This window comes from Polaribacter sp. Asnod1-A03 (genome assembly GCF_045063585.1).
Taxonomy (GTDB): Bacteria; Bacteroidota; Bacteroidia; order Flavobacteriales; family Flavobacteriaceae; genus Polaribacter.
Map to the genome: position 1 here is coordinate 1,718,681 of NZ_JBEFOE010000009.1, position 24,898 is coordinate 1,743,578.

Consider the following 24,898-nt stretch of genomic DNA (forward strand, 5'->3'; position numbering starts at 1 on the left):
AATTATCTTTGCGGTCTAATTTTAGATAATGACAAAGTTAAGTGTAAATATTAATAAAATAGCAACTTTAAGGAACTCTCGTGGCGCTAATGTGCCAGATTTGTTAAAAGTTGCAAGTGATATAGAGAATTTTGGAGCTGAGGGAATTACAATTCACCCAAGACCAGACGAAAGACACATTCGTTACCAAGATGCAAGAGATTTAAAAAAAGTGGTAACTACAGAATATAATATCGAGGGAAATCCGATAAAATCTTTTATGGATTTGGTTTTAGAAGTAAAACCAACTCAAGTAACTTTAGTGCCAGATGCCGTAGATGCAATTACATCTAATGCGGGTTGGGACACAATTACGCATCAATCATTTTTACAAGAAGTGATAAAAGAGTTTAATCAAAACGGAATTAGAACTTCAATTTTTATTGATACTAATACGAAGTTGATGGAAGCTGCAGCAAAGACTGGAGCAGACAGAATTGAGTTATACACAGAAGATTTTGCTACACAGTTTGATTTAGGAAATAAAGAAGCTATAAAACCTTATACAGAAGCTGCTATTTTAGCCAATAAATTGGGATTAGGAATTAATGCAGGGCATGATTTAAGTTTAGATAATATTCAGTTTTTTAAAGATAATATTCCTAATTTAGACGAAGTTTCTATAGGGCACGCATTAATTGCAGAAAGCTTATACTTAGGTTTAGAGAATGTTGTAAACATGTATTTACATCGTTTAAAATAAGTTTTAATATCAGCCTCAGATTGCAGTTTTAGTCAGCATTAAAAATTTGTTTTTTATGTTGCTATGTAGTTGAAAATTTTTAAAAATATCTCCTCGAGCGCAGTCGAGAGGTTCATCTTTAGGTCTCGACTGCGCTCGACCAGACAAAATAATCTAAATGTCTAATAAAATTTTACATTCAACAATAAAAGGAGAAGGGAAGCCATTATTAATCTTGCATGGTTATTTTGGAATGTCCGATAATTGGAAAACTTTAGGAAATCAGTTTGCAGAAAATTATCAAGTTCATTTAATAGATCAAAGAAATCACGGACGTAGTTTTCATGAAGATGAATTTAATTATGAAGTTTTAGTAGAAGATTTATTGGCTTATATACAATATCATAAATTAGAAAAAGTTGTTATTATTGGGCATTCTATGGGCGGCAAAACAGCGATGTTGTTTGCGGTAACGTATCCAGAATTGATTGAGAAATTAGTAGTTGTAGATATTTCTCCAAGAATGTATCAACCACATCATAATGCAATTTTAGCCGCTTTAAATTCTGTGGATTTTTCAGTTGAAAAGACAAGAACTTTGGTTGATAAAAAATTATCAACATTAATTCCAGAATTTGGAGTTCGTCAGTTTTTGTTAAAAAATGTGTATTGGAAAGAAAAAGGACAATTAGCATACAGATTTAATTTAGATTCTTTAACAGAAAATAACCCAGAAGTTGGTGAAGCTTTGCCGCCTTTTACTGTTTTTGAAAAAGAAACGTTGTTTTTAAAAGGAGATAAATCGGATTATATAACAGAAGATGAAGAACCAATTATAGAAGCACATTTTCCGAATTCTAAAATTGTAGAAATAAAAAATGCAGGACATTGGCTACATGCAGAAAATCCGAAACAATTTTATACAGAAGTTTCTGAGTTTTTGTTATAATTACTTAATTTTTTCTAAGGGTTTGTAGACCATAAAGCTGCACTTTTAAGCATAGCTCTTCTTGGTAATTTTAAACCAGCAACAATTAATTCTGCAAAATCATCTGGTTGTAAAACACTGTCTTCAGAATCTTCACTTGCAATTCCAAGATCTATAGACATATCAGAAGCAATTGTGCTTGGTGTTAATGTGCAAACTCTAATATTATTTTTACGTACTTCTTTCATCAAAGATTCAGACATACCAATCACTGCAAATTTAGATGCAGAATAGGCAGATGTAGTTGCGTTACCGTTTAAACCAGCAGTAGAAGAAACGTTAATAATATCTCCTTTATTTTTTTCAATTAAATAAGGTAAAACTTCTTTGGTAACATAATACATACCCATAACATTGGTTTGTATAATTTGGCTCCATTTATCAACAGGCATATCATTTAAAGAACCAAAAGCAGCAATACCAGCATTATTAACTAAAATATCTACAGTGCCAAATTCAGTTATAATACTTTGTATACCTGTTTTTACTTCTTCATAATTACCTACATCAAATGTAGCATAGATTGCATTAACTCCAAAATCTTCTAATTCAGAAACTGTTTCTTTTAAAAACGTTTCATTTCTTCCTGTTATGGCAATATCAATTCCTTCTTTTGCAAATGCAATTGCTGTAGCTTTACCTAAACCTCTGCTACCGCCAGTTATTATTGCTTTTTTACGTACTAAATTTTCCATTTTATATTATATTTTAGGTGTAAATTTTTTGTTTAATGATTTGATGTAAAGTTACTAAGTTTCGTTAAGTTTTTAGGTAAGTAATTTTGAACTTAACAGAATTTTATCATTGGGTAAGAAAAATGAGGTGAGAAACTTTATCTTTGTCGCTTTATTTTTATATCAATGAGAAAAATATTACCGTTAGTTTTTTTTATAAGTTCTTTTAGTGCGAGCTTTGGTCAGGCCAATAAAATTTCCTTAAACTTAAAAAAGGATAGAAATTTATGGCAAGCACTTACTTACGATTTAGGTAATATAGCAGGCGGAATGGGTTACGCATATAGCAGACCTTTACATTGGCAAGGTAATCAATTTAAAAATGCAGGTTATGTTGCTGCCGGAACAGGGGCTTTGTATTTAGTTGATGATAATATAGATAACTGGGCAAGTGGTTGGAGAGATGATGTACCTCGTTGGTTAATTGATTATGGAAATGAATATGGAGGACCAAATACAAATTTTAGGTTAACAGGAGCTGTATATTTGGTGGGGTTATTTACAAAAAATCCTAAATTAAGAAGAACAGGAGTTTTACTAATTTCTTCTGCATCTGCATCTGGTTTATTACAACAAGTATCTAAAAGAATTATTGGTAGAGCAAGGCCAAAAGCAAATGTTGGTAAAGCTACCTTTGATCCGTTTCATATAGATAGAGTTTATAATTATGATTCTTTTCCTTCTGGTCATGTAATGTTAGGTTTTACAAATGCTTATGTAGTTGCAAAACATTTTGATAATCCTTGGATAAAAGCAGGTTTATATACTGTAGGCTCTATACCTGGTTTTGCAAGAATAATGGATCGTTTTCATTGGGTTTCTGATGTTGCTTTTTCTACTGCTTTAAGTATTTTTATTGTAGAAGCAATCGATAGATATTTAGATACAAAGTATGATGAAAAATATAATGATAAAAGAGGTATTCTAAAAAAAGAGAAAAAAGTGGCTTGGGATATTCAGTTTACACCACAAAGTTTTGGTGTTGTAATGACTTTTTAAGATTTATTTTTTGACTCATGTATTAGCTTAATTTACTTTAACAAATTAAGAGCAATCGATACTGTTTATTTTTTTCTATAGGAGCTCTATGAATACAAGGTAATACGTTGCTTTCTGGAGTCTTAGTAGCTAGTTTCCATAAATTACCAACACCTAAATTGGTGAATTCTACATTTTTTTTTGGTTGATAATGTAAATCAAAGAAAAATTCACTTAAAAAAGCATCAAAATCTTCTTCTTTTCCATCATGTAATTTTCGTAATTCATTACGAATTTCTGGAATTTGTATTTTTTGATCTGCTTTAGAGTTTGCAACAATTTCACTCGCATTACCATGATATGTGCATAAAAAAGTATCTGTTGGTATCGGAGATTTGTCTACATGAAAAGAATAAACATCCGTAGGAAAGTAGGGAAAAACATCATCTCTATCATAATGTTTTATGATGTTTATACTTGGTGATGCTCCAAAAGCTTTTAGTAATTTATAATCTTCTAAAATAATGTTACGTGCAAGTTGCCCTTGTTTGCTTAACGGAAGTTTGGAGAGTTCATCAGGATGTAATAATGTAATGTTTTCTGTTAATGTTGATTTTTCAATAATTTCAAAAAAATCACCGTCTAATTTACGATTCCAACACAGGGCATTTACTTTTCCTTGAAATGATGTTCTAATTAGATTTTCAAAATTAGAAACACATTGTATTTGATTATCAGAATGAGATAAATTAACCATAATACTTTTCAACTTTATATTAACACAATGATTTTAAAAAATTGAAGAAGCGGTTTTTGTAGTAAATTTTTCTAAGAACAACATTCCTTTATAAGAATTTCCTTTTTTATTTAGTTTCGGGCTCCAAACTGCCATACAATATTGGTCTGGATGAATCGCTATAATTCCTCCACCAACTCCACTCTTACCCGGTAAACCAACACGAAAAGCAAACTCGCCAGATTCATCATAAAAACCACAAGTAAGCATAATTGCATTAATTCTTTTTGTTTGACTTTCGGTGATTACTCTTTCTCCTTTTTGAGTAGTAAAATTATCTATAGTTAAATATAGAAATATTTCAGAAAGCTCTTTACAAGTCATTTCTAAAGAACAAGTATAAAAATAAAAGTCTAAAACTTCTTCTACATCATTTTTAATATTGCCAAAAGATTTGATAAAATTACACAAAGCAACATTTCTAAAACCAGATATTTTTTCTGATTCGGCAACCTTTTCGTTATAATTTAAAGTAGGGTTATTAGAAATTTCTCTACAAAAATCTAAAAAATCTTCTTTTGGGTTTTTAAGATGACTCAATAAAACATCGCAAATAACAATGGCACCAGCATTTATAAACGGGTTTCTTGGTTTACCGGAATCGGCTTCTAGTTGTAATAAGGAATTAAACGGATTACCAGAAGGTTCTACATCAACTCTGTCCCATAATTTAACTCCTTCAAACTTGTAAGCTAAAGTTAGTGTAAGAATTTTAGAAACACTTTGTATAGAAAATTTCTTTTCAAAATCTCCAACACCAAAGCTTTCTTTATCAATAGTTGTAATGTTAACTCCAAAATTATTAGCATCAACATGCGCTAATTCAGGTATATAATCCGCAACTTTACCTGTATCGGTAATGTTTTTTACATCAGTATAAACACATTCAATTACCTCTTTATAACTTCTCATTTATAGTTTATAAAATTAGTGGTTGTAAATTTTTAAAATATTTATTAAAGCAACAGATTAAAAGTCAGAAAAAAAAGGAACTACATTTCTGTAATTCCTTTTGAATTTTTATATCATTTGGGAATAACAAAAATTGTTTTAAATAACTTCTACAAACAAACCTTCGTCTGTTTTAGAAACTTTTGCAACTTTATTTTTAGTTAAACCTTTAATGGTTTTATCCCATTTTTTATTAGACAAACCAGATTGTGTTTTTAATGTATTTAAATCTATTTTTTCTGCTTTTCTAATAATTGCTAGAACAGCTTTTTCATCATCATTTAACTCAACAGCAGTAGCTTTTTTTTCTGGTCTCATTTGAGGGAAAAATAAAACTTCTTGTATCGATTGATTGTTGGTTAAGAACATAATTAAACGGTCCATTCCAATTCCCATTCCAGAAGTTGGAGGCATACCATATTCTAAAGCACGTAAAAAGTCTTGATCTATAAATTCAGTTGCTTCATCATCTCCTTTTGCCGCCAATTTTAATTGATGCTCAAAACGCTCACGTTGATCAATTGGGTCATTTAATTCAGAATATGCATTTGCAATTTCTTTACCACAAACCATCAACTCAAAACGCTCTGTTAATTCTGGGTTGTCTCTGTGTTCTTTACAAAGTGGAGACATTTCTTTTGGATAATCTGTAATAAAAGTTGGCTGAATGTAGTTTCCTTCACATTTTTCACCAAAAATTTCATCAATTAATTTTCCTTTCCCCATGGTTTCATCCACAGGAATATTCATGCTTTTAGCAGCTGCTCTAATTTCATCTTCTGTTTTCCCTGTAATGTCAAAACCAGTAAAATGTTTAATAGAATCTGCCATAGTTACTCTTGCGTAAGGCGCTTTAAAGTCTATTCTGTGTTCACCAAAAGTAGCTTCTGAGGTTCCGTTTACTGCAATGGCACAATGCTCTAGAAGTTGCTCTGCAAAATCCATCATCCAATTGTAATCTTTGTAAGAAACATAGATTTCCATGGCTGTAAATTCTGGATTATGCGTTCTGTCCATTCCTTCATTTCTAAAGTTTTTAGAGAACTCATAAACACCATCAAAACCACCAACAATTAGTCTTTTTAAATACAATTCGTTAGCAATTCTCATGTATAACGGAATATCTAAAGAATTATGATGCGTAATAAAAGGTCTTGCTGCTGCTCCTCCTGGAATTGGTTGTAAAACCGGAGTTTCAACTTCAAAATAACCAGCATCATTAAAGAAAGAACGCATTGCATTAAACAATTTTGTTCTTTTTACAAATACTTCTTTTACATGCGGATTAACCACTAAATCTGCATAACGTTGTCTATATCTTAATTCTGGGTCTGTAAAAGCATCATAAACTTTACCATCTTTTTCTTTAGGTAAAGGCAATGGTTTTAAAGCCTTACTTAATAAAGTAAAATCTTTAACACGCACTGTTTTTTCACCTACCTTAGTGGTAAACAATTCACCTTCAATCCCAACAAAATCACCTAAATCTAATAATTTTTTAAAAACATCATTATATTTTGTTTTGTCTTCTCCTACACAAATTTCGTCTCTATTAAAATACACTTGTATTCTACCTTCTCCATCTTGTAATTGAGCAAAAGAGGCTTTACCTTGTATATTTATAGACATTAATCTACCAGCAATAACTACTTTTTTATCTGCAACAAAATCCTTTTTAATTTCTTTTGAGTTAGAATCTACAGGATATAAATCTGCAGGATAAGGATTGATGCCTAAAGCGCGTAACTTTACAAGCTTTTCTCTACGTACAACTTCTTGTTCTGATAATTGCATTTGTTGTCTAAATTTTCTGATGTTTATTAAAGAATGCAAAGATACGATGCTTTGAATGAATAGACAATTGAGAAATAAATAAAAAACGTCTTCTTTACTTGCGAATATTTAAAAAGGTTGTATATTTGTCGGCTGCTTTTTGTTAGGGCAGTTATTAGTTGTGTTGTTTTGGCGCTTTAGTAAAAGTGTCGTGGTTTTGTTAACCAATGGAAAGCTTCCCTTTAATGGGACGCTTTTTTTTTGCTTTTTAGTTATTTTTTTTGAAGCTATTTCCTGCTTTACGCACTCGCTTTTTTTCATTCTTCAAAAAGAGCTCAAACAAATGCTTCAATCAGGGCTATTCTTGTTTGCAAACTTTTAGAATACATTAAAAGAAGTCTCCTTTAAATTCCCAAAACTGTATTATAAAAAATACAAAATAGACGATTGCTATAGAAAATTTAATTGTTGCAGAAGCTAAAAAACCGATAAAAGCACCAAAAGAAGCCTTTAATGCTCTATTAGTGTCTTTGTTATCATAAATTAACTCTCCAATAAAAGCACCTAAAAATGTGCCAATTAACATACCAAAAGGAATAGGAGAGAGTAAGCCAATTATCAACCCAATTGTAGTTCCGTAAACGCCATATTTTGTTCCTCCAAATTTTTTTGTTCCTATTGCTGGTATAAAATAATCCAGAATCCAAATAAGAACTGCAATTGCTAAAGTAATCCCTAAGAAAGTCCAATCTGTAGGAATAATCTTAGTAAAATGTAATAAAAATAATCCAAGCCAACTTGTTAAAGGTCCGGGTAAGACTGGTAAAAAAGACCCAATAATACCTAAGCAAACAAATAAAAAGCCTAAGAGTAATAAAAAAATATCCATATTTATTTTAAAATAATTTATCAGCTTAAACCCAATGTTTACGCCATTTTTCTAATTATAAGACGGTTATATGTTTCATTTGTTACAATTTTATTAACTAAAAAATTAGTTTAAACTAAATAAATAGTTATATTTGTATTGTTGAACTAAAAAATTAGTTAAAAAAATGAGTAAGCAATTAACAAAAGCAGAAGAGCAGATAATGCAAGTTTTATGGACGTTAGAAGAAGCTTCTGTAAAAGAAGTAATCGAAAAATTACCATTACCAAAACCTGCATATAATACAGTTTCTACAATTATCAGAATTTTAGAAACCAAAGAATTTGTAGGTCATAAGCCTTTGGGACGAGGTTTTTTATATTATCCTATTATAGAAAAGGAAGCGTATAGCAACCAAAGTTTACACAAATTAATGGACGGTTATTTTAATGGATCATTTAAAAGTATGGTTTCTTTTTTTGTAAAAGAAAATAAAATGGATGTTAAAGAATTAGAATCAATTTTAAATGAAGTGAATAAGAAAGAGTAAACGGTATTTTACTAAATATCAGTTCGGGTGAATTTTTAAAGACAAAAAATCTGTATCGAGAGCCTTGAAACTTTGGATTGGTTTTCATATTAAATATTTCTTGATATAATTCTGTATAAAAGCAGAGTCACTCGAATTGATTTATAAACAAAAATTAAAAATTATGATAAATTACATTTTACAAGTCATTTTATTTCAAGTATTATTTTTAGCTATTTATGATTTCTTTTTAAGTAAAGAAACATTTTTCACCAAAAACAGGTGGTATTTATTAAGTACACCATTGTTGTCATTTTTAATTCCGTTGATAAAAATACCAACCTTTAAAAAAGCAGTTCCGCAAGAATATATTATTCATTTGCCAGAAATTGTTTTATCACCAGACAAAGTGATTCAGAAAACAGAAATTTATCAATCGGTTAATCATATAAATTATATAAACGTTTTATTCTTTGTTGGAGTTGCCATTTTTTCAATCTTATTTTTAGTAAAACTATTTAAAATTATCTATTTAGTTAGAAAGCACAAAGCTGTAAAAAAAGAGTTTTTTACGTTGGTTTTAATTCCGAAGCAAACAAGAGCATTTTCGTTTTTCAACTTTATATTTTTAGGAAAAGAGATACCTGAATCTCAACAAAATCAAATTATAGCACATGAGTTAGTCCATACAAAACAGAAGCATTCTTTAGACTTATTGTTCTTTGAGGTTTTAAAAATTGTTATGTGGTTTAATCCGATGATTTATTTCTATCAGAAAAGAATCACTTTAATACATGAGTATATTTCTGATGAAGTTGCCGCAAAATCAGCTACAAAAGAAACGTACATCAACAATTTATTATCCAACTTTTTTCAAGTTGAAAATATAGCTTTTGTCAATCAATTTTATAAAAGAACCTTAATCAAAAAAAGAATTATTATGATGAAAAAAACACAATCTAAGAAAATGAATCAACTAAAATATTTAGTATTGATTCCGGTATTGACAAGTATGTTATTTTATACATCTTGTGCAGAGACAACATCAGATGAAATTAGTGCTAAAAAAGAACTTACTACAACGTACATTAAAATTGGAGACAATGAGATGAGAGAATCTGTAGGGAAAAAAGAAACTTATTTAGATTCTTATTTCGGTACAGAAACTGTAGGTTGGAAAGAAATTACCTATAATGATTTAACTGAAGGAGAAAAAAATGAATATGATGAACGTATCAATAAAATAAATAACATTGATAAGTCTTCTAGTATAACATTTAACATTAAACTATATAAAGGAGATAAAGGAAGAAATATTATTGCGAACATTATTGATTTTGATAAGTTTAAAAAAGGAGCTAAAAATTATAAATTTTCTTCTAAAGAAATAATAGAAACAGAAGAAGTATCTTTTATGGTAATTGACAAAGCACCTACTTTTCCTGGTTGCGAATCTGGAGATAAAGACTGTTTTTCTAAAGAAGTACAAAAGCACTTTGCTAAAAACTTTAATACAGATTTACCAAATCAATTAGGTTTAACATCAGGTAGAAAAAGGGTGTTTATTGGCTTTAAAATTGATAAAGAAGGAAATGTAGTTAATGTACAAGCAAGAGCTCCACACGAAGATATTAAAGAAGAGGTTACACGTGTTATGAATGCTTTACCAAAAATGACCCCTGGAGAACAAGATGGTAAAACTGTGGGTGTAAAATATTCAATTCCTATTACTTTAATAGTAGAATAATAAAAATAGAAAAAGCTATGATTAATTATATTCTACAAGTTATTTTATTTCAAGTTTTGTTCTTGGCTATTTATGATTTCTTTTTAAGTAAAGAAACCTTCTTTACCAAAAACAGAAGTTATTTAATAACAACACCTTTATTGTCTTTTTTAATTCCGTTGATAAAGATACCAACCTTTAAAAAAGCGATTCCGCAAGAATATATTATTCATTTGCCAGAAGTTGTTTTATCACCAGATAAAGTGATTCAGAAAACAGAAATTTATCAATCGGTTAATCATATAAATTATATAAACATTTTATTTTTTGTTGGAGTTGGCATTTTTTCAATCTTATTTTTAGTAAAATTATTTAAAATCGTTTATTTAATTAGAAAGTATAAAGCTGTAAAAAAAGAGTTTTTTACATTGGTTTTAATTCCTAAGCAAACAAGAGCATTTTCGTTTTTTAACTTTATATTTTTAGGAAAAGAAATTCCAAAATCACAACAAAATCAAATTATAGCACATGAGTTAGTCCATACAAAACAGAAGCATTCTTTAGATTTATTATTATTCGAGCTTTTGAAAATTGTCATGTGGTTTAACCCAATAATTTATTTCTATCAGAAAAGAATCACTTTAATACATGAGTATATTTCTGATGAAGTTGCCGCAAAATCAGCTACAAAAGAAAGGTATATCAATAATTTATTATCCAACTTTTTTCAAGTAGAAAATATTGCTTTTGTCAATCAATTTTACAAACAAACATTAATCAAAAAAAGAATTATTATGATGAAGAAAAATCAATCACAAAAAATGAATCAATTAAAGTATTTATTATTGATTCCTGTATTAGTAAGTATGTTGTTTTATGTGTCGTGTACAAGTTCTGAAACTAACTCTACTAATATTTCTACAGAAGAATATCAAGGAAAAATTAAAATAGAAAATGAATTTTATTTAGTAAAACAAAATAAATTAGGAGAAACAATTGGTATTAATAGTAAAGGACAAGAAGTAGATATTTTAACTTTATTACCAGAAAGTGTTGTCGCTTTAAATTTTAAGAATGGTAGATTGCTAACAGAATTCACTTATACAAATGAAATAAATAATAATAAAGCTAAGAGTAGTTCTAAAATGCTTAATGAGGTAATATTACCAGAAAGTGCATGGGAAGTTTCAACTATAGAACCTGATTGTAATTCTAATGATGAAGTAGAACAAAGCAAATGTTTTTCTTATAAGATTCAAAATTATTTTTCTGAAAGTTTTAATAAAAATATGTTTAGCAATGCGGGTTTAAAGTCTGGTAAAAAAAGAGTTTTAATAGCTTTTAAAATTAATTCTGAAGGCAATGTTGAAAATGTAAAGGTTAGAGCGCCTGATGTTGAAATTAAAAAAGAAGTTATTAGAGTTATGAATAATTTACCAAAAATAGTTGTTGATAAAAAAACAAGTCAAAACGAAGAGGTTTATTACAATATTCCATTGTCAATAATGATCAACTAGTTTTAAAAAAAGAAAATGAAAAAGAAAATTTTATTTGTATTCTTATTTGGATTTTTAAAAGTCGGAGCGCAAACTCCGGCTTTTTCTACCGTTGATAGTTTGTTTGAAAAAGGAAGATATCAATTAGCTTTATCTAAATTAAAACAAATTGAAGAACCGTCGTTTTTATTAAATTTTAAAACGGCTGTTATTTATGAATCTATTGATGATTATAAAAATACGATTCTTTTTTTAGAGAAAGCATTGTCTATTAAAGATGATTATAAAGCAAAATTAAAATTAGCCAAAGCTTATCAAAGAATAAAAAAACCTGATAAATCGATAGAAATTTATGAAGGTATTTTAGCACAAGATTCTCTAAACTTGGTTTTAAAATATCAATTAGGTAAACTTTATTTAACTACAAAAAAAGGTGATAAAGCTATTGGTGTTTTTAAAAAATTGATAAAGCAAGATTCTTTAAATGCACATTATTCTTATCAATTAGGGATGGGTTATGGTTTAAACAAAGATAGAAATAGAATGATAAATAGTTTTTTAGATACTTATGCTAAAGATTCTACTCATTTTAATGCGATTTTAAGATTAGCAACGAGTTTTAATACTTTAAAAGAAATAGATTCTACAAAAATATTTGTAGAAAAAGGATTACAAATAGATAGTAATCATGTTGCGTTAAATAAATTAAAAATTAATCAATTTTATAGAGATAAAAAATATCTAGATGCAATTCCATTATTATTAAAATTAGATACAATTTCTAGAAATGATACATATCCAACTTCTATGTTAGGGCGCACATATTATAATTTAGACAGTTTAGATAAAGCTAAAAAGTATTTTAGCAAATTAAAATTTATGGATAGAGAGAATTTTAAACCTTTTACTTATTTAGGGCATATAGCTGTTAAAGAGAAGAATTATAAAATGGCTGAAATTAGTTATAGAATGGCAACTTATATTGGAAAGGAAAAACGAGATGAAGAGTACTTTGGAATGGCAACCATGTATTATGAAACTAAAAAACCTAAAGAAGCAATTGTAAATTTCGAAAAAGCATACAGGGAAAATTATAACAATTATAAAGCTCTTTTTCAGTTAGCAAAGTTATCTGATGATTATTATAAAGATAAAAAGATCGCTTATAGACATTATAAAAAATATATAGAAAGATTTGAATCTAAAGATAAAACCATGACCAGTTTGGTGGAAAAAAGATTAAAAGAAATTAAAAAGGACTACTTTTTAAGAGGTGAAACTTTAGAATAAAAAGTCGTTAAAGTTTTGTAAATTCACGCTTTAAATATTGGTATGTTTTTACGTTTTTATTCTTTTTTGGTTTTGTTAATTTTTATCACTTCTTGTGATAAATTATCGTTTACTAAAAAATCAGAAAATAACGTTTTAGATACTATTGTAGATTTTTCTTCGGTTGATGTTTTTCCTTCTTTTAAAAATTGTGATTCAATTATTGATAAACAAGATAAAGCAACTTGTTTTAGAGCAACCATACATCAAAAAATAGGAGAGGAGTTGCAACAATATACTTTTACAATTAAAGATTCTATTGATGAGGTTGTTTATGTAGATTTAATTATTAATTCTGATGGATTGTTTATTTTAGATTCAACTCAATATTCTGAAAACATAAAAAAGGAATTACCTAAATTAGATAGCTTATTAAAAGTAAGTGTACAGAATTTACCAAAGATTTATCCGGCAATTAAAAGAGGAATTCCGGTTACTACAAAATATAGATTGCCCATAAGAATTCAATTATCAGAATAAAAAAACTCAAACAAATTAATGTTTGAGCTTTTTATTTTATCAAAATGAAAAAGACAAAAAGGAATTATATTATTTAATTCAACATTTTCCAAAGTTTATCTTTTAATTCTTGTAAACCTTTTTGAGCTACAGAAGAAATAAATATAGCTTCTACACCTTCTGGTAATTCTGCTTTTATTTCTGCTTGTAATTCATCATCTAACATGTCTGTTTTAGATATTGCTAATAATCGTTCTTTATCTAACAGTTCTGGATTGTGTTTTTTAAGTTCATTTAAAAGAATTTCATATTCTTTGTTGATATCATCACTATCTGCAGGAATTAAGAATAACAAAGCAGAATTACGCTCTATATGACGTAAAAAACGATGCCCTAAACCTTTTCCTTCTGCAGCACCTTCTATAATACCAGGTATGTCTGCAATAACAAACGTTTGATGATTTCTATGCTCTACAATTCCTAAATTAGGTTTTAGCGTTGTAAAAGCGTAGTCTGCAATTTTTGGTTTTGCAGAAGTTAAAACAGACAATAAAGTAGATTTACCAGCATTAGGGAAACCAACTAAGCCAACATCTGCCAAAAGTTTTAATTCCATTCTAAACCAACCATCTGCACCATCCATTCCTGGTTGAGAATATCTAGGAGTTTGATTTGTAGATGATTTAAAATGCCAGTTTCCAAGCCCACCTTTTCCACCACGTAATAAAACTACTTCTTTTTGATGTTCTGTAATTTCTACAATAACTTCATCGGTATCTGCATCTTTTATAATGGTACCTAAAGGTACATCAATATAAATGTCTTCTGCATCGTGCCCAGTACTTCTACTAGCGCTTCCAGATCCACCGCCTTCTGCTCTAAAATGACGTTTAAATTTTAAGTGAAACAACGTCCACATATTTTTATCACCACGTAAAATAATATGTCCTCCACGGCCACCATCACCACCATCGGGACCACCTTTGGTAATAAATTTTTCTCTATGTAAGTGCATAGATCCTTGTCCTCCTTTTCCAGAAGAAGCGTATATTTTTATGTAATCGACAAAATTTCCTTCAGTCATCTTAGTGTAATTGTTAAATAGTTTAAACGTATAATTGTATTTTTTGTTTAAACAATTAAACGTTTAAACAGTTACACGCTTTTATAGTGTATCAAATACTTCGGTAATTCTGTTTGTAATTTCTTTAATAGAACCTACACCATTAATACCATAATACTTTTTTTGCTCATTAAAATAGTCTTTTAAAATAGCAGTTTTTGTGTTGTATTCGTTAAAACGATTTCTAATTTTACTTTCGTCAGTATCATCTGTTCTTCCGCTAGTTTTACCTCTTTCTAATAATCGAGTAACTAAAACGTCTTCTGGTACTTCTAAAGCTATCATTCCGTTTATTTGTTCGCCTTTTTCAGATAAAAATTCGTCTAAAGCTTTTGCTTGAGACTCTGTTCTAGGGAAACCATCAAAAATAAAACCATTAGCATCTGCATTTTTTTCTACTTCTGCCTTTAGCATATTAATAGTTACTTCATCTGGTACTAAGTCTCCTTCATCCATGTATTTCTTAGCCAATAAACCTAATTCTGTTTGGTTTTTAATGTTGAAACGGAATACATCACCGGTAGAAATATGTACCAAATTGTACATTCCTTTTAAGAATTCTGCTTGTGTTCCTTTTCCTGCTCCAGGAGGGCCAAATAATACTATGTTTTTCATTTTTGGTTGTGTTGATAATTGATATATTACTGGGTAATTTCTACCTAATCCGTTATAATCTAAACCGTAACCTACAATAAATTTATCGTCTATACTTTTTCCGATATAATCTATTGGTAGTTCTTTTCTAAATACATCTGGTTTAAAAAATAACGTTGCAATTTTTAATTGTTTTAAGTTTTTGTCTCTAAAGATATTATAAATTTGTTGTAAAGTATTTCCTGTATCAATAATATCTTCTAATATAATTACAGTTCTACCAGATAAATCTTCATTAATACCTACTAATTCTTTTACATTTTCTGTGGATGTTGTACCACTATAAGAGGCTAGTTTTACAAAAGAGACTTCGCAGTTACTATTAAATTCTCTAATAAAATCTGCAGCAAATAAAAAACATCCATTTAAAATACCTACAAAAATAGGAACCTCTCCTTTTGGTAAATCTGCTTCTACTTGATAAGCTAAATTTTTTACAATAGCAGCAATTTCCTCTTTATTAATATAAGGTTTAAAATATAAGTCTTGAAGTTTTATAATGCTCATTAGAATGTAAATATAATAAATATGTATATGTTAATGAAAAAACCGTTTTTAATCTGATATACAGTAATTAAAAACGGTTTTAATTTATCTTAAAATAAGATTATTTATTTTTCTCTTCTTTTTTTGTAGTATCGTACATAATTGGTGTTGCTACAAATAATGATGAATATGTACCAACAGCCACACCTACAATTAAAGCAAACATAAATCCTTTAATAGAGTCTCCTCCGAATAAAAAGATTACTATCATTACTAACAATGTTGTTAAAGAAGTATTTATTGTTCTACCTAAAGTAGAGCTTAATGCTTTGTCTACTAGTTCGCTATATTTCCAGTTAGAATGAGAATCTGTAAATTCTCTAATTCTATCAAAAATAACCACGGTATCATTCAGAGAGTAACCAACTACTGTTAAAATAGCAGCAATAAAAGATTGACCGATTTCCATATCAAAAGGCATAAAGCTATATGTTATAGAGAATACACCTAATACAATTAATACATCATGGAAAACTGCAGCTACAGCACCAATAGAAAAAGATACTTTTCTAAAACGTAATAAAATGTATAAGAAAACAACTAATAAAGAACCAAATACGGCATATAAAGCTGATGTTTTAATATCATCTGCAATAGTAGGTTCTACTTTCATGTAACTCATTACACCTGCTCCTTGTTTTTCGAAACCTGGTTTAAAGTTTTCGTAAGAAGTAGTACCTAAGTAAGGCTTTAACCCTGTAAATAAAGCACTTTGAACTTCTTCATCAACCTCAGTACCTTCTTCTTCAATTTTATAAACTGTTGTTATTTTTAATTGATGATCAGAACCATAAGTTTTAACTTCTGGAGCAGTACCAAAAGCATCCTTTAAAGTTTCTGCAACATCTGTAGCACTTAAAGCATCGTCAAAACGAACAATATAAGAACGACCTCCTTTAAAATCTACACCTTGTTTTAATCCGATAGAGAAAATTGAAATAATACCAGCAATAATAATAGTACCAGAAATGATGTAAGCAATCTTACGTTTCTTTAAGAATTCTACATTTATATTTTGGAACCATCCTTTAGAGATAGATGTGTTAAAAGTTAAGTTATTTCCTTTATTTATAGCTCTGTCAATTAATAAACGTGTAATAAATACAGCTGTAAATAAAGACGTTGCAATACCAATCATTAATGTTAAAGCAAAACCTTTAATTGGCCCTGTACCAAAAACATATAAAATAACACCTGTTAATAATGTAGTAATATTTGCATCAATAATGGCAGATAATGCTCCTTTTATAGAAAAACCTTCTTCTACAGATTGTTTTAAACCTTTTTTAGATGCTAAACCTTCTTTAATTCTTTCGAAGATAATTACGTTTGCATCTACAGACATACCTATTGTTAAGATAATACCAGCAATACCAGGTAATGTTAATACAGCATTAAATGAAGCTAAAATTCCGAAGATAAATAAGATGTTTACTAATAAAGCAATATCTGCATAAATACCTGCTTTACCATAATATAAAGTCATCCAAACTAATACTAATAAAATAGCCAAACCAAAAGAAAGGAAACTAGCATCAATAGCTTCTTGTCCTAAAGATGGACCAACAACTTCTATTTGAATAATTCTTGCGGTTGCTGGCAACTTACCTGCTTTTAATACTGTAGAAATATCTTCTGCTTCTGCAACTGTCATTGTTCCACCAGAAATAGAAGTTCTACCTCCTGTAATAGCTTGGTTAACCGAAGGAGCTGTGTAAACATAATCATCTAAAACAACTGCTACAAAATTACCAACATTATCTGCCGTCATTTTTGCCCATTGTTTAGAACCAGAACTATTCATTGTCATGCTTACTTCTGGTTTATTTAATTGATCAAAAACCTGACCAGCATCTAAAATAACATCACCTTCAATTGTAGGTTTGTCATTTCTGTTTCCTTTAATAGCGTATAAACCAATCAATTCAGTTCCGTCTGTTCCTTTATTAGATTTGTAATCCCATAAAAACTTAACGTATTTTAATTCGTTTGGTAATAAAGATCTTACTTCTTTTTTATTTAATAAAGAGTTTACCATTGCAGTATCTACAACTCTAGCTTGAGCAACTAAAGAGCTCATTTGCTGTTGAGATTGTGCTACATTTGGGTATAAATAAGTAAATAGATTTTTCTGAGCTACGTCTGTAGAATCTGTAGATTCTCCTAATAAATCATCAATATCATCTTTTTTAGTAGAATCAATTGCTTTTTCGATAACTGAATCATCTTTTAAAAGTTCTGCAACTTTACTATTTGCAACAAAGAAATAGTTTTGTATTTCTGCATTTGTATATACTTCCCAAAACTGTAATTCTGCTTTACTAGTAATTAACTTAGTAACACGCTCAATATCTTTTGCACCTGGTAATTCAATTTGAATTCTACCAGAAGTACCAATTCTTTGAATATTTGGTTGCGTAACACCAAATTTATCAATTCTACTTCTTAATACTTCAAAAGCAGTAGCAATAGAACTATTAATTTCTTCTTGTAATGTTTCTTTTACAGTTGAATTAGCTTCGTCAAAAGAAATTTTATCACTTAAAGCTTTAGTACCAAAAATAGATGGATCACTTAATTTAGTGTCACCAGCAATTTTTTCAAATTCTTCGAAAAATAAGTCTAAATAATTTGCATTATCACTTTTTTGAGCTTCGTCAGCAGCATCTAAAGCTTGGTTAAAAACAACATTTTTAGAATCGTTAGATAAGCTTTTTAAAACTTCTTTTACAGATACTTGTAAGATTGCGTTTATACCACCTTTTAAGTCTAGACCAAGATTCATTTCTTTGTCTTTAACGTCATTATAGCTGTATTGTGCAACACCTAAATCAATAATTTCTTTATTAGCAACACTATCTAAGTACTTTCTTTCTAAAGTAGCTTTTTGTCTTGCGTCACTATCGGTACCTTTAGTGTTAGCGAAATTAACGGCATCATCTTCAACTTTATTAGCTAAAAATGTAAATGATAGTTGGTATAAACTCACTAATCCAAAAAGAATAGCGAATAATTTAATAAGTCCTTTGTTTTGCATTTTATATGTCTTTTTTTGTCAAAAAATTTAAAAACGAGCAAATATATAACATCTCGAACTTTTTTTGACAAAGTATTTGTTTTAATATTTTATTTTTTAACAACTGATAATGAGACTCAATTGTAGGGATGATTAAAAGAAGTTGTAATCAATCCACTTAGTTTTTATATATAAAAAAAGTAGGGCCCAGCTCTTACTTCTGGTTGGCAACGAAGTGTATTGTCTTTAGAGTTGAAAACATCTCTATTAAATTTATAGGCTGTTTTAAAGAGTTTATTAGCTTCATTTTTTAAAATATGATCTAAGGAAGCGTAAGTTTTTGTGATGTTCGGTCTTTGTATATCACTCTTTATTTCTAAAATTGAATTATTATCAAAATTTGATATTTCAGAATCTGTACTTAATTCATGTACGTCTAAATTATAACGAGATATTTTTTTAAGAGGATAATTGTCTTTTGGTAAATTACTTTCAGCTAATTTGTTTTTGTTAGAAAGAGCTTCTTTAATGTTAGAAACATTATTGGTACTAAAGTAAGAGATTTTTAAAGTACCATTTTTTGTTTCTTGTACTCTAATATTAGAAGCACCAGATGTAATAAGTTGTTCTTTTACATCTTTAATGGTATTGTCTACTTCATTTCTAGTAATATCTAGATTGTTAAATTCTAGAATAACTTCTTGATTAGGCAACAGTATGTTTTCTTGGAAGGCTCCAAGAAAAGTAAACGCAATTAAAAGTGTACTAATGTACCATTTTGCTTTCATGCGCCAAATATATAAAAAAAGATTGCTTTCTACAGAAGTAAAAAGCAATCTTAATTTATAATATTTATTTTCTTATAGTTCTAATAAACCATTAGTTTTAGAAACACCAGCAGCAGATTCTTCTAAATGAGCTTTTTCAGCATCACTTAAATTAATCTCAACAATACTTTCAATACCGTCTTTACCCAAAACTACAGGTACACCAATACATAAATCGCTTAAACCATATTCTCCGTCTAATAAAGAAGAACAAGGGAAAATCTTTTTAGTATCACAAGCAATTGCTTGTACCATTCCAGAAACAGCAGCACCTGGTGCATACCAAGCAGAAGTACCTAATAAACCAGTTAATGTTGCACCACCAACTTTAGTTTCTGCAGCAACTTTTTCTAATCTTTCTTCAGAAATAAATTCTGATACAGGTACAGAGTTTCTTGTAGCTAATCTTGTTAAAGGTACCATTCCTTTATCAGAGTGACCACCAATTACCATTCCATCAACATCAGAAATAGGAGCATCTAAAGCTTCTGCTAATCTATATTTAAAACGAGCAGAATCTAAAGCACCACCCATTCCTATAATTTTATTTTTAGGTAACCCAGTAGTTTTATGAACTAAATAAGTCATTGTATCCATAGGGTTAGAAACCACAATAATAATTGTATTTGGAGAATGCTCTATTAAGTTAGCAGATACTGTTTTTACAATTCCTGCATTAATACCAATTAACTCTTCACGAGTCATACCTGGTTTACGAGGAATCCCAGAAGTAATTACACAAACATCAGATCCTGCTGTTTTAGAGTAATCATTTGTACTTCCAGTGATTTTTGTGTCAAAACCATTTAAAGAAGCAGTTTGCATTAAATCCATTGCTTTACCTTCTGCAAAACCCTCTTTAATGTCTAAAATTACAACTTCAGAAGCGAAGTCTTTAATAGCTATGTATTCTGCACAACTTGCACCTACTGCACCTGCACCAACAACTGTAACTTTCATATGAATATATTTTATTGTGTTAAATTTAATTACAAAAATAAGGTAAAATATTGATAATATTAAGTAATAACGGGTAATAAACACTTAGGCTATTGGTAAATTGTAATAATTAATTATTCTTTATTTATTAACGTTTATTTTGGTTAATTGTTATTTTTTGGATCCTTTATTGAGAAAAATGTGTAAATTGTCCCAGTAATAATAAAATTTTGTTGCTAATTTAAAATATGATTTATACCGTTTAAGTTAATTTAACTAAAAATAAAAATGATGAAAAAAATTAAACATTTAAAATTAATATTCTTTCTTTTTTTAGGGTTTTGTCTTAGTAGTTGTGAAGAAGGAGGGCCTATACAATTTATTGTAGTTGATGAATTTGAAAGTGGTATTTTGGAGGTAAAAGGTCAAGAAGGAGAGTCTGGTTTTTCAGTTACTGAATCAGCAGATATTTCTGGGTTAATTGAGAATAGTGCGGACTTTGTGGAAGCTGAAATAGAAGAAGTTAGAATAGTTTTGAAGGATGATTACTCGGGTAACCCGATATCACTTAGTTTACATATTGTTATTGATGGTGAAACGGTAGTGGACCAAGATTTAATTTTAGAACAAGGTGTAGAAAAAACATTAGATCTAACAGAGTCTGTAGATATTCTTAATTCTATAACTTCAGGTAATTTTCCTTTTGTTATATCTGGTACATCTGCTTCTCCATTAGAAGATAACGATTTTACTATAAATATGATTTTTAAAGTTAAGGCTACAGTAGAGTAGAAGGTTAAGATTAAAAATAATTAACTAAACTAATTGTATGAGAACAATAATTGTATTTGCTTTTATATTCTGTTGTAAAATGTCTTTTGGGCAGATAGACTTAGAGTATTTATTAGAAGGAGGAACAAGTGATGCTAGTACTTTTTTAAAAGGTTATACAGAACCTGCACCAATTGGTTTTGGAAACGGTATTAATGGTGGTTGGTATACAACAGCAAAAGCACATAAAGTGCTTGGGTTTGATATTGCTGTTATAGCAAGTGCATCTTTTGTACCTACAAAATCAGAAACTTTTACTTTTAATAATGCGGATTATACAAATATAAAATTATATAATAGTAACAGTACTTCAGCAGAACTACCAACGTTGTTTGGATCTCAAAAATTAGAAGATAGACCCTTATTAGAGTTTTCTAATAGTGATGGAAATACAATTTCTGCATCTACTTTACCTGGGGTTGGTATAAAAGAATCTATCGATTATAACGTAGTCCCTTCTGCGATGATACAAGCGGGTGTTGGTCTTTTTAAAAATACCGATTTAAAAATTAGATTTATACCAAAACAAACAGATGATGAATATGAGTTTTCAACTTTTGGAATAGGTATAATGCATGATATTAAACAATGGATTCCTTTTGTTAAACGATTACCTTTTGATTTGTCTGCATTAGTAGCTTGGAATGATGTAAAGACAAAATTTTATTTGGATGAAATTGATGAGCCAACCCAAGCTTTAGAGTTTAATACAAAAACTTTTATGTTTCAATTATTGGCGTCAAAAAAACTCTCAATTTTTACTTTGTATGGAGGTGTCGGTACAAGTTCTTATGAAACTGATGTTAATGTTTTAGGTAGGTATGTTACTACTGAAGATGATGTTTATATAGATCCTATTCAATTAGAATATAATGGTAATTCTATGAAAGCTAATCTTGGTTTGAGTGTTCAGCTACTTTTTATTAATATAGCTGCGGAGTATGCGTTACAAGAGTATGATGTATTTTCGGTTAGAGTTGGTTTTAGTGTTAGATAAAGATCTGCTATGTTTATTTAGTGTTTTTTTTGTAATTATATATTTATTTAAGACTAAAAACGATACCTGTAGAAATAGTATTGTATTTTTGTAATGTGAAGTCTGCAAATATTTTAAAATAATTAAAGTCTAATCTTGTGCCTAAAGTTGCTTTTAGACTACCTGAAGAAAATTTTAAGTTAGGAGTATCATAAAGATCTTCATCTGGGCCACCTTTATCGTAAATATACCTTCCTTTAAATTCAAAATTGCTGTTACCGTAACCATAACCAAGTCCACCATAAAAATTTACAGTAGAATAATTTAAAGAAAATAGAGCTTGTATATTATAAGCTTGTAAATCAAAAGCACCTGCACCATTTTCGGTAGATAAAATTTCAGAATTAAGATTAGCAAATCTATATTGAACATCAAAATTTGTATAAGAAGCTAGTAAAGATATGTGTAGAGGGAGGTTATTAAATTCCCCAAACCAATCAGTAATTTCTTTTTTTAAGCCAATACCTAATAGATTATAGCTTAAATTTTCTCCAGCAATATTAATTTTTGGTAGATAACGAAATATTATTTCTGCTTTATGAGGTAGACCTAAATTCAATTGAGCTATAGGTGCTGGTATCGCATTTAATGGTAATCTTTTTTCTAAGCCACCAGGCATTCTAACAGCTAGTGAAAACTCATTTGATGTTATAACAGTCAAATAATTACCATGAACTTGATTACTGATTAAAGTTGGACCTTCATAGACGCCTCCATCTCTTTGATTTACTCTAGTTAAACCAGTTACTTTAAAAAATTGCTTACTTGGAGGTACTATAGCTCCACTGACTCCTATTGATAAATCAAACCCGAATGGTTTATGAACCTCAGCACTATGTGCCCATCCATTATTTATGCTATAAATAGAACCCTCCATTGCTGGTCCGTAATAGCCTTTTAATAGTTTTGATGCATCATCTGTACCTGCTACAATAACATCTTGTGTACCTTCTTGTGCTTTTATTGATAGTGTATAAATAAAGAAAGATAATACTATTAGTGCGATTTTTGCCATTATAAAAATTTCTGATTTTATTAAAAAATTAATTAAGGTTTTTAAAAGGCGAAATAATATATTTTAAATATGGTAAAGGTGGAGATGTATTGTGATTTAACAGAGGTGATAGCATATTTTAACTTAATCTTTTTAGTCTTTTTTATTTGAAATGCTTCAATTTTACTTTGATATAGAGTTGTTTAAATAAAATGAATACTGCAAAGTAATGAGAAAAAATAAAATAACAGTTATTATATGGTTTACTTTTTATTTTTTCAATAAATATTATTATATATCTAAATATGATTTACGTTAAAAGTAGGTTTGGAATAAAAGTAAAACTTTACTTGAGTGTTTTTACGAATAATAAAAAATAATTAAGAAGGGTAAGTACCTTCTAGAAATAAAAAGACACCTTTTATAGATGTCTTTTTATTAATGAATTATTTATTTTTTATCTAATACTTAAAGCTATACCTGCAGAAACTGTGTTATATTCCTGTAAAGTATAATCAGCAAATATTTTAAAGAACCCTAAACTTAATCTAGTACCTATAGTTGTTTTAAATCCTCCGGCGCTAAATTCTAAATCAGGAGGAGTTAAGTTTTCTTCATAAGATCCATCTTTGTCAAATGTATAAGTACCTGTCATTTTAAAATTAGTATCTCCTTTTCCGTAGCCAATTGCTCCATAGAAATTTATAATAGGGAAATTTATAGAAGCTAGCATTTGTACATTATACGCTTTTAAATCAAACTCTGCCATACCGTCTTCTGAATAAAAGTAATCTGAATAAGAATCTTCAAAACCATAGGCAACTTCTAATGTTGTATAAGAGGCTAATAAAGATACATGTAAAGGGAATTTACCTAATGGACCAAACCAATTAGTAATTTCTTTTTTTAAACCTAAACCTAATAATTTAGCACTTCCGCCATCTTCTCCAAAATCTGTTTCTGGGAAATAACGAACCATTGCTTCTAGTTTAAAAGGGAGTCCTACATTTAATTGAACGGTTGGTGAGGGTACAGCATTTACAGGTAAATCTTCAGTAATTCCTCCAGGCATATTAATAGGAATATCATAACCGTTTTTACTTACTATTAAAGTGTTTCCTTCGCTTTGTTCACTCATTAATGTTGGTCCTTCGTAAACACCTCCGTCAGATTGATTAATATTTGTAAGTCCTACTGCTTTAAACATTTCTAGAGAAGAGGGTACTAAAGCTCCACTAGCTCCTATTGTGATATCGAAACCTAAAACTTTGTGTACTTTGGCAGTATGTGCCCATCCATTATTAATGCCATAAATAAACCCTTCCATAGCGGGTTGAAAGTAGCCTTCTAATACTTTTTTTGAATCTTCTTGTCCGGCAATAATAATTTGTTCAAAACCTTCTTGAGCTTTTATTGTTTGAGTTAAAGTAAAGAGGCTCATTAGAAGTAGTAAATTTTTCTTCATTCTATTAGTTTTTAGTTGGTAACAAAATAAAAATAATACAAATTAATATTTTGATTCTAATAAAATGATGATTAATCTTCTAAATTATAGAAAAATACCTATTTATAGGTATTAAATAT

Annotated in this window: 22 protein-coding genes; 10 read left to right on the forward strand and 12 right to left on the reverse strand. The window is 29.0% G+C overall.

The window, feature by feature from the left end:
• The first annotated feature begins 28 nt into the window (after positions 1 to 28).
• Entirely contained in the window at positions 29 to 742 is a 714-nt protein-coding gene (locus tag ACJJVY_RS08035; protein ID WP_405606677.1) for a pyridoxine 5'-phosphate synthase, read from the forward strand.
• A gap of 157 nt (positions 743 to 899) precedes the next feature.
• Positions 900 to 1,670, forward strand: coding sequence for an alpha/beta fold hydrolase (locus tag ACJJVY_RS08040; RefSeq protein WP_405606679.1), 771 nt, complete (start codon positions 900 to 902; stop codon positions 1,668 to 1,670).
• 14 nt (positions 1,671 to 1,684) lie between these two features.
• Here the strand turns inward: ACJJVY_RS08040 and ACJJVY_RS08045 are convergent, their stop codons facing one another.
• Positions 1,685 to 2,404, reverse strand: coding sequence for a 3-ketoacyl-ACP reductase (locus ACJJVY_RS08045; protein ID WP_405606681.1), 720 nt, complete (start codon positions 2,402 to 2,404; stop codon positions 1,685 to 1,687).
• Between the two features lie 165 nt (positions 2,405 to 2,569).
• Between ACJJVY_RS08045 and ACJJVY_RS08050 the strand changes: the two genes are divergently transcribed.
• Positions 2,570 to 3,442, forward strand: a complete 873-nt coding sequence (locus tag ACJJVY_RS08050; protein WP_405606683.1) for a phosphatase PAP2 family protein — start codon at positions 2,570 to 2,572, stop codon at positions 3,440 to 3,442.
• 37 nt (positions 3,443 to 3,479) lie between these two features.
• On the opposite strand, the gene ACJJVY_RS08055 is transcribed toward ACJJVY_RS08050, so the two are convergent.
• From ACJJVY_RS08055 to ACJJVY_RS08070, 4 genes are all read right to left on the reverse strand, one after another.
• Positions 3,480 to 4,178 carry a hypothetical protein gene (locus ACJJVY_RS08055; protein ID WP_405606685.1) on the reverse strand — a complete coding sequence of 233 codons (699 nt, stop codon included), beginning with the start codon at positions 4,176 to 4,178 and terminating at the stop codon, positions 3,480 to 3,482.
• 33 nt (positions 4,179 to 4,211) lie between these two features.
• Complete coding sequence (locus ACJJVY_RS08060; RefSeq protein WP_405606687.1) at positions 4,212 to 5,129, reverse strand: glutaminase; 918 nt, start codon at positions 5,127 to 5,129, stop codon at positions 4,212 to 4,214.
• Between the two features lie 138 nt (positions 5,130 to 5,267).
• On the reverse strand, positions 5,268 to 6,962 hold the full coding sequence (lysS, locus tag ACJJVY_RS08065) for a lysine--tRNA ligase (protein ID WP_405606689.1): 1,695 nt from the start codon (positions 6,960 to 6,962) through the stop codon (positions 5,268 to 5,270).
• 367 nt (positions 6,963 to 7,329) lie between these two features.
• Positions 7,330 to 7,830, reverse strand: a complete 501-nt coding sequence (locus tag ACJJVY_RS08070; RefSeq protein WP_405606691.1) for a DUF456 domain-containing protein — start codon at positions 7,828 to 7,830, stop codon at positions 7,330 to 7,332.
• Between the two features lie 166 nt (positions 7,831 to 7,996).
• Here ACJJVY_RS08070 and ACJJVY_RS08075 point away from each other — a divergent pair, with 166 nt between their 5' ends.
• From ACJJVY_RS08075 to ACJJVY_RS08095, 5 genes are all read left to right on the forward strand, one after another.
• Positions 7,997 to 8,359, forward strand: coding sequence for a BlaI/MecI/CopY family transcriptional regulator (locus ACJJVY_RS08075; RefSeq protein WP_405606693.1), 363 nt, complete (start codon positions 7,997 to 7,999; stop codon positions 8,357 to 8,359).
• 163 nt (positions 8,360 to 8,522) lie between these two features.
• Complete coding sequence (locus ACJJVY_RS08080) at positions 8,523 to 10,085, forward strand: M56 family metallopeptidase (RefSeq protein WP_405606695.1); 1,563 nt, start codon at positions 8,523 to 8,525, stop codon at positions 10,083 to 10,085.
• A 17-nt stretch (positions 10,086 to 10,102) separates the two neighbouring features.
• Positions 10,103 to 11,581, forward strand: a complete 1,479-nt coding sequence (locus ACJJVY_RS08085; protein ID WP_405606697.1) for a M56 family metallopeptidase — start codon at positions 10,103 to 10,105, stop codon at positions 11,579 to 11,581.
• 15 nt (positions 11,582 to 11,596) lie between these two features.
• Positions 11,597 to 12,850, forward strand: a complete 1,254-nt coding sequence (locus ACJJVY_RS08090) for a tetratricopeptide repeat protein (protein ID WP_405606699.1) — start codon at positions 11,597 to 11,599, stop codon at positions 12,848 to 12,850.
• Between the two features lie 42 nt (positions 12,851 to 12,892).
• Positions 12,893 to 13,369 carry a hypothetical protein gene (locus ACJJVY_RS08095; RefSeq protein ID WP_405606701.1) on the forward strand — a complete coding sequence of 159 codons (477 nt, stop codon included), beginning with the start codon at positions 12,893 to 12,895 and terminating at the stop codon, positions 13,367 to 13,369.
• Between the two features lie 73 nt (positions 13,370 to 13,442).
• Here the strand turns inward: ACJJVY_RS08095 and obgE are convergent, their stop codons facing one another.
• The 5 genes from obgE to mdh form a co-directional block, all read right to left on the reverse strand.
• Positions 13,443 to 14,432 (reverse strand): GTPase ObgE, encoded by a 990-nt coding sequence (gene obgE, locus ACJJVY_RS08100; protein ID WP_405606703.1) that lies wholly within the window; start codon positions 14,430 to 14,432, stop codon positions 13,443 to 13,445.
• An 81-nt stretch (positions 14,433 to 14,513) separates the two neighbouring features.
• Entirely contained in the window at positions 14,514 to 15,632 is a 1,119-nt protein-coding gene (locus ACJJVY_RS08105; RefSeq protein ID WP_405606705.1) for an adenylate kinase, read from the reverse strand.
• A 100-nt stretch (positions 15,633 to 15,732) separates the two neighbouring features.
• Positions 15,733 to 18,708, reverse strand: coding sequence for a protein translocase subunit SecDF (gene secDF, locus ACJJVY_RS08110; RefSeq protein WP_405606707.1), 2,976 nt, complete (start codon positions 18,706 to 18,708; stop codon positions 15,733 to 15,735).
• Between the two features lie 164 nt (positions 18,709 to 18,872).
• Positions 18,873 to 19,475, reverse strand: a complete 603-nt coding sequence (locus tag ACJJVY_RS08115) for a hypothetical protein (RefSeq protein ID WP_405606709.1) — start codon at positions 19,473 to 19,475, stop codon at positions 18,873 to 18,875.
• Positions 19,476 to 19,547: 72 nt separating this feature from the next.
• Entirely contained in the window at positions 19,548 to 20,474 is a 927-nt protein-coding gene (gene mdh, locus ACJJVY_RS08120) for a malate dehydrogenase (RefSeq protein ID WP_405606711.1), read from the reverse strand.
• Positions 20,475 to 20,744: 270 nt separating this feature from the next.
• Between mdh and ACJJVY_RS08125 the strand changes: the two genes are divergently transcribed.
• Together ACJJVY_RS08125 and ACJJVY_RS08130 are read left to right on the forward strand one after the other, a co-directional pair.
• Positions 20,745 to 21,245: a hypothetical protein gene (locus ACJJVY_RS08125; protein ID WP_405606713.1), complete on the forward strand. Its 501-nt coding sequence runs from the start codon at positions 20,745 to 20,747 to the stop codon at positions 21,243 to 21,245.
• Positions 21,246 to 21,282: 37 nt separating this feature from the next.
• A complete protein-coding gene (locus ACJJVY_RS08130; RefSeq protein ID WP_405606715.1) occupies positions 21,283 to 22,281 on the forward strand; it encodes a DUF6588 family protein in 999 nt (332 codons plus the stop codon).
• A gap of 43 nt (positions 22,282 to 22,324) precedes the next feature.
• On the opposite strand, the gene ACJJVY_RS08135 is transcribed toward ACJJVY_RS08130, so the two are convergent.
• Both ACJJVY_RS08135 and ACJJVY_RS08140 read right to left on the reverse strand, forming a co-directional pair.
• Complete coding sequence (locus ACJJVY_RS08135) at positions 22,325 to 23,335, reverse strand: DUF6588 family protein (protein WP_405606717.1); 1,011 nt, start codon at positions 23,333 to 23,335, stop codon at positions 22,325 to 22,327.
• Positions 23,336 to 23,771: 436 nt separating this feature from the next.
• Positions 23,772 to 24,779, reverse strand: a complete 1,008-nt coding sequence (locus tag ACJJVY_RS08140) for a DUF6588 family protein (RefSeq protein ID WP_405606719.1) — start codon at positions 24,777 to 24,779, stop codon at positions 23,772 to 23,774.
• Positions 24,780 to 24,898: the final 119 nt, after the last annotated feature.

What these genes read in the sequence shown, in the direction of transcription:
- ACJJVY_RS08035 (WP_405606677.1), top strand. Translation starts at nt 29, where the DNA reads ATGACAAAGTTAAGTGTAAATATTAATAAAATAGCAACTTTAAGGAAC.
- ACJJVY_RS08040 (WP_405606679.1), top strand. Translation starts at nt 900, where the DNA reads ATGTCTAATAAAATTTTACATTCAACAATAAAAGGAGAAGGGAAGCCA.
- ACJJVY_RS08045 (WP_405606681.1), bottom strand. Translation starts at nt 2,404, where the DNA reads ATGGAAAATTTAGTACGTAAAAAAGCAATAATAACTGGCGGTAGCAGA.
- ACJJVY_RS08050 (WP_405606683.1), top strand. Translation starts at nt 2,570, where the DNA reads ATGAGAAAAATATTACCGTTAGTTTTTTTTATAAGTTCTTTTAGTGCG.
- ACJJVY_RS08055 (WP_405606685.1), bottom strand. Translation starts at nt 4,178, where the DNA reads ATGGTTAATTTATCTCATTCTGATAATCAAATACAATGTGTTTCTAAT.
- ACJJVY_RS08060 (WP_405606687.1), bottom strand. Translation starts at nt 5,129, where the DNA reads ATGAGAAGTTATAAAGAGGTAATTGAATGTGTTTATACTGATGTAAAA.
- lysS (WP_405606689.1), bottom strand. Translation starts at nt 6,962, where the DNA reads ATGCAATTATCAGAACAAGAAGTTGTACGTAGAGAAAAGCTTGTAAAG.
- ACJJVY_RS08070 (WP_405606691.1), bottom strand. Translation starts at nt 7,830, where the DNA reads ATGGATATTTTTTTATTACTCTTAGGCTTTTTATTTGTTTGCTTAGGT.
- ACJJVY_RS08075 (WP_405606693.1), top strand. Translation starts at nt 7,997, where the DNA reads ATGAGTAAGCAATTAACAAAAGCAGAAGAGCAGATAATGCAAGTTTTA.
- ACJJVY_RS08080 (WP_405606695.1), top strand. Translation starts at nt 8,523, where the DNA reads ATGATAAATTACATTTTACAAGTCATTTTATTTCAAGTATTATTTTTA.
- ACJJVY_RS08085 (WP_405606697.1), top strand. Translation starts at nt 10,103, where the DNA reads ATGATTAATTATATTCTACAAGTTATTTTATTTCAAGTTTTGTTCTTG.
- ACJJVY_RS08090 (WP_405606699.1), top strand. Translation starts at nt 11,597, where the DNA reads ATGAAAAAGAAAATTTTATTTGTATTCTTATTTGGATTTTTAAAAGTC.
- ACJJVY_RS08095 (WP_405606701.1), top strand. Translation starts at nt 12,893, where the DNA reads ATGTTTTTACGTTTTTATTCTTTTTTGGTTTTGTTAATTTTTATCACT.
- obgE (WP_405606703.1), bottom strand. Translation starts at nt 14,432, where the DNA reads ATGACTGAAGGAAATTTTGTCGATTACATAAAAATATACGCTTCTTCT.
- ACJJVY_RS08105 (WP_405606705.1), bottom strand. Translation starts at nt 15,632, where the DNA reads ATGAGCATTATAAAACTTCAAGACTTATATTTTAAACCTTATATTAAT.
- secDF (WP_405606707.1), bottom strand. Translation starts at nt 18,708, where the DNA reads ATGCAAAACAAAGGACTTATTAAATTATTCGCTATTCTTTTTGGATTA.
- ACJJVY_RS08115 (WP_405606709.1), bottom strand. Translation starts at nt 19,475, where the DNA reads ATGAAAGCAAAATGGTACATTAGTACACTTTTAATTGCGTTTACTTTT.
- mdh (WP_405606711.1), bottom strand. Translation starts at nt 20,474, where the DNA reads ATGAAAGTTACAGTTGTTGGTGCAGGTGCAGTAGGTGCAAGTTGTGCA.
- ACJJVY_RS08125 (WP_405606713.1), top strand. Translation starts at nt 20,745, where the DNA reads ATGAAAAAAATTAAACATTTAAAATTAATATTCTTTCTTTTTTTAGGG.
- ACJJVY_RS08130 (WP_405606715.1), top strand. Translation starts at nt 21,283, where the DNA reads ATGAGAACAATAATTGTATTTGCTTTTATATTCTGTTGTAAAATGTCT.
- ACJJVY_RS08135 (WP_405606717.1), bottom strand. Translation starts at nt 23,335, where the DNA reads ATGGCAAAAATCGCACTAATAGTATTATCTTTCTTTATTTATACACTA.
- ACJJVY_RS08140 (WP_405606719.1), bottom strand. Translation starts at nt 24,779, where the DNA reads ATGAAGAAAAATTTACTACTTCTAATGAGCCTCTTTACTTTAACTCAA.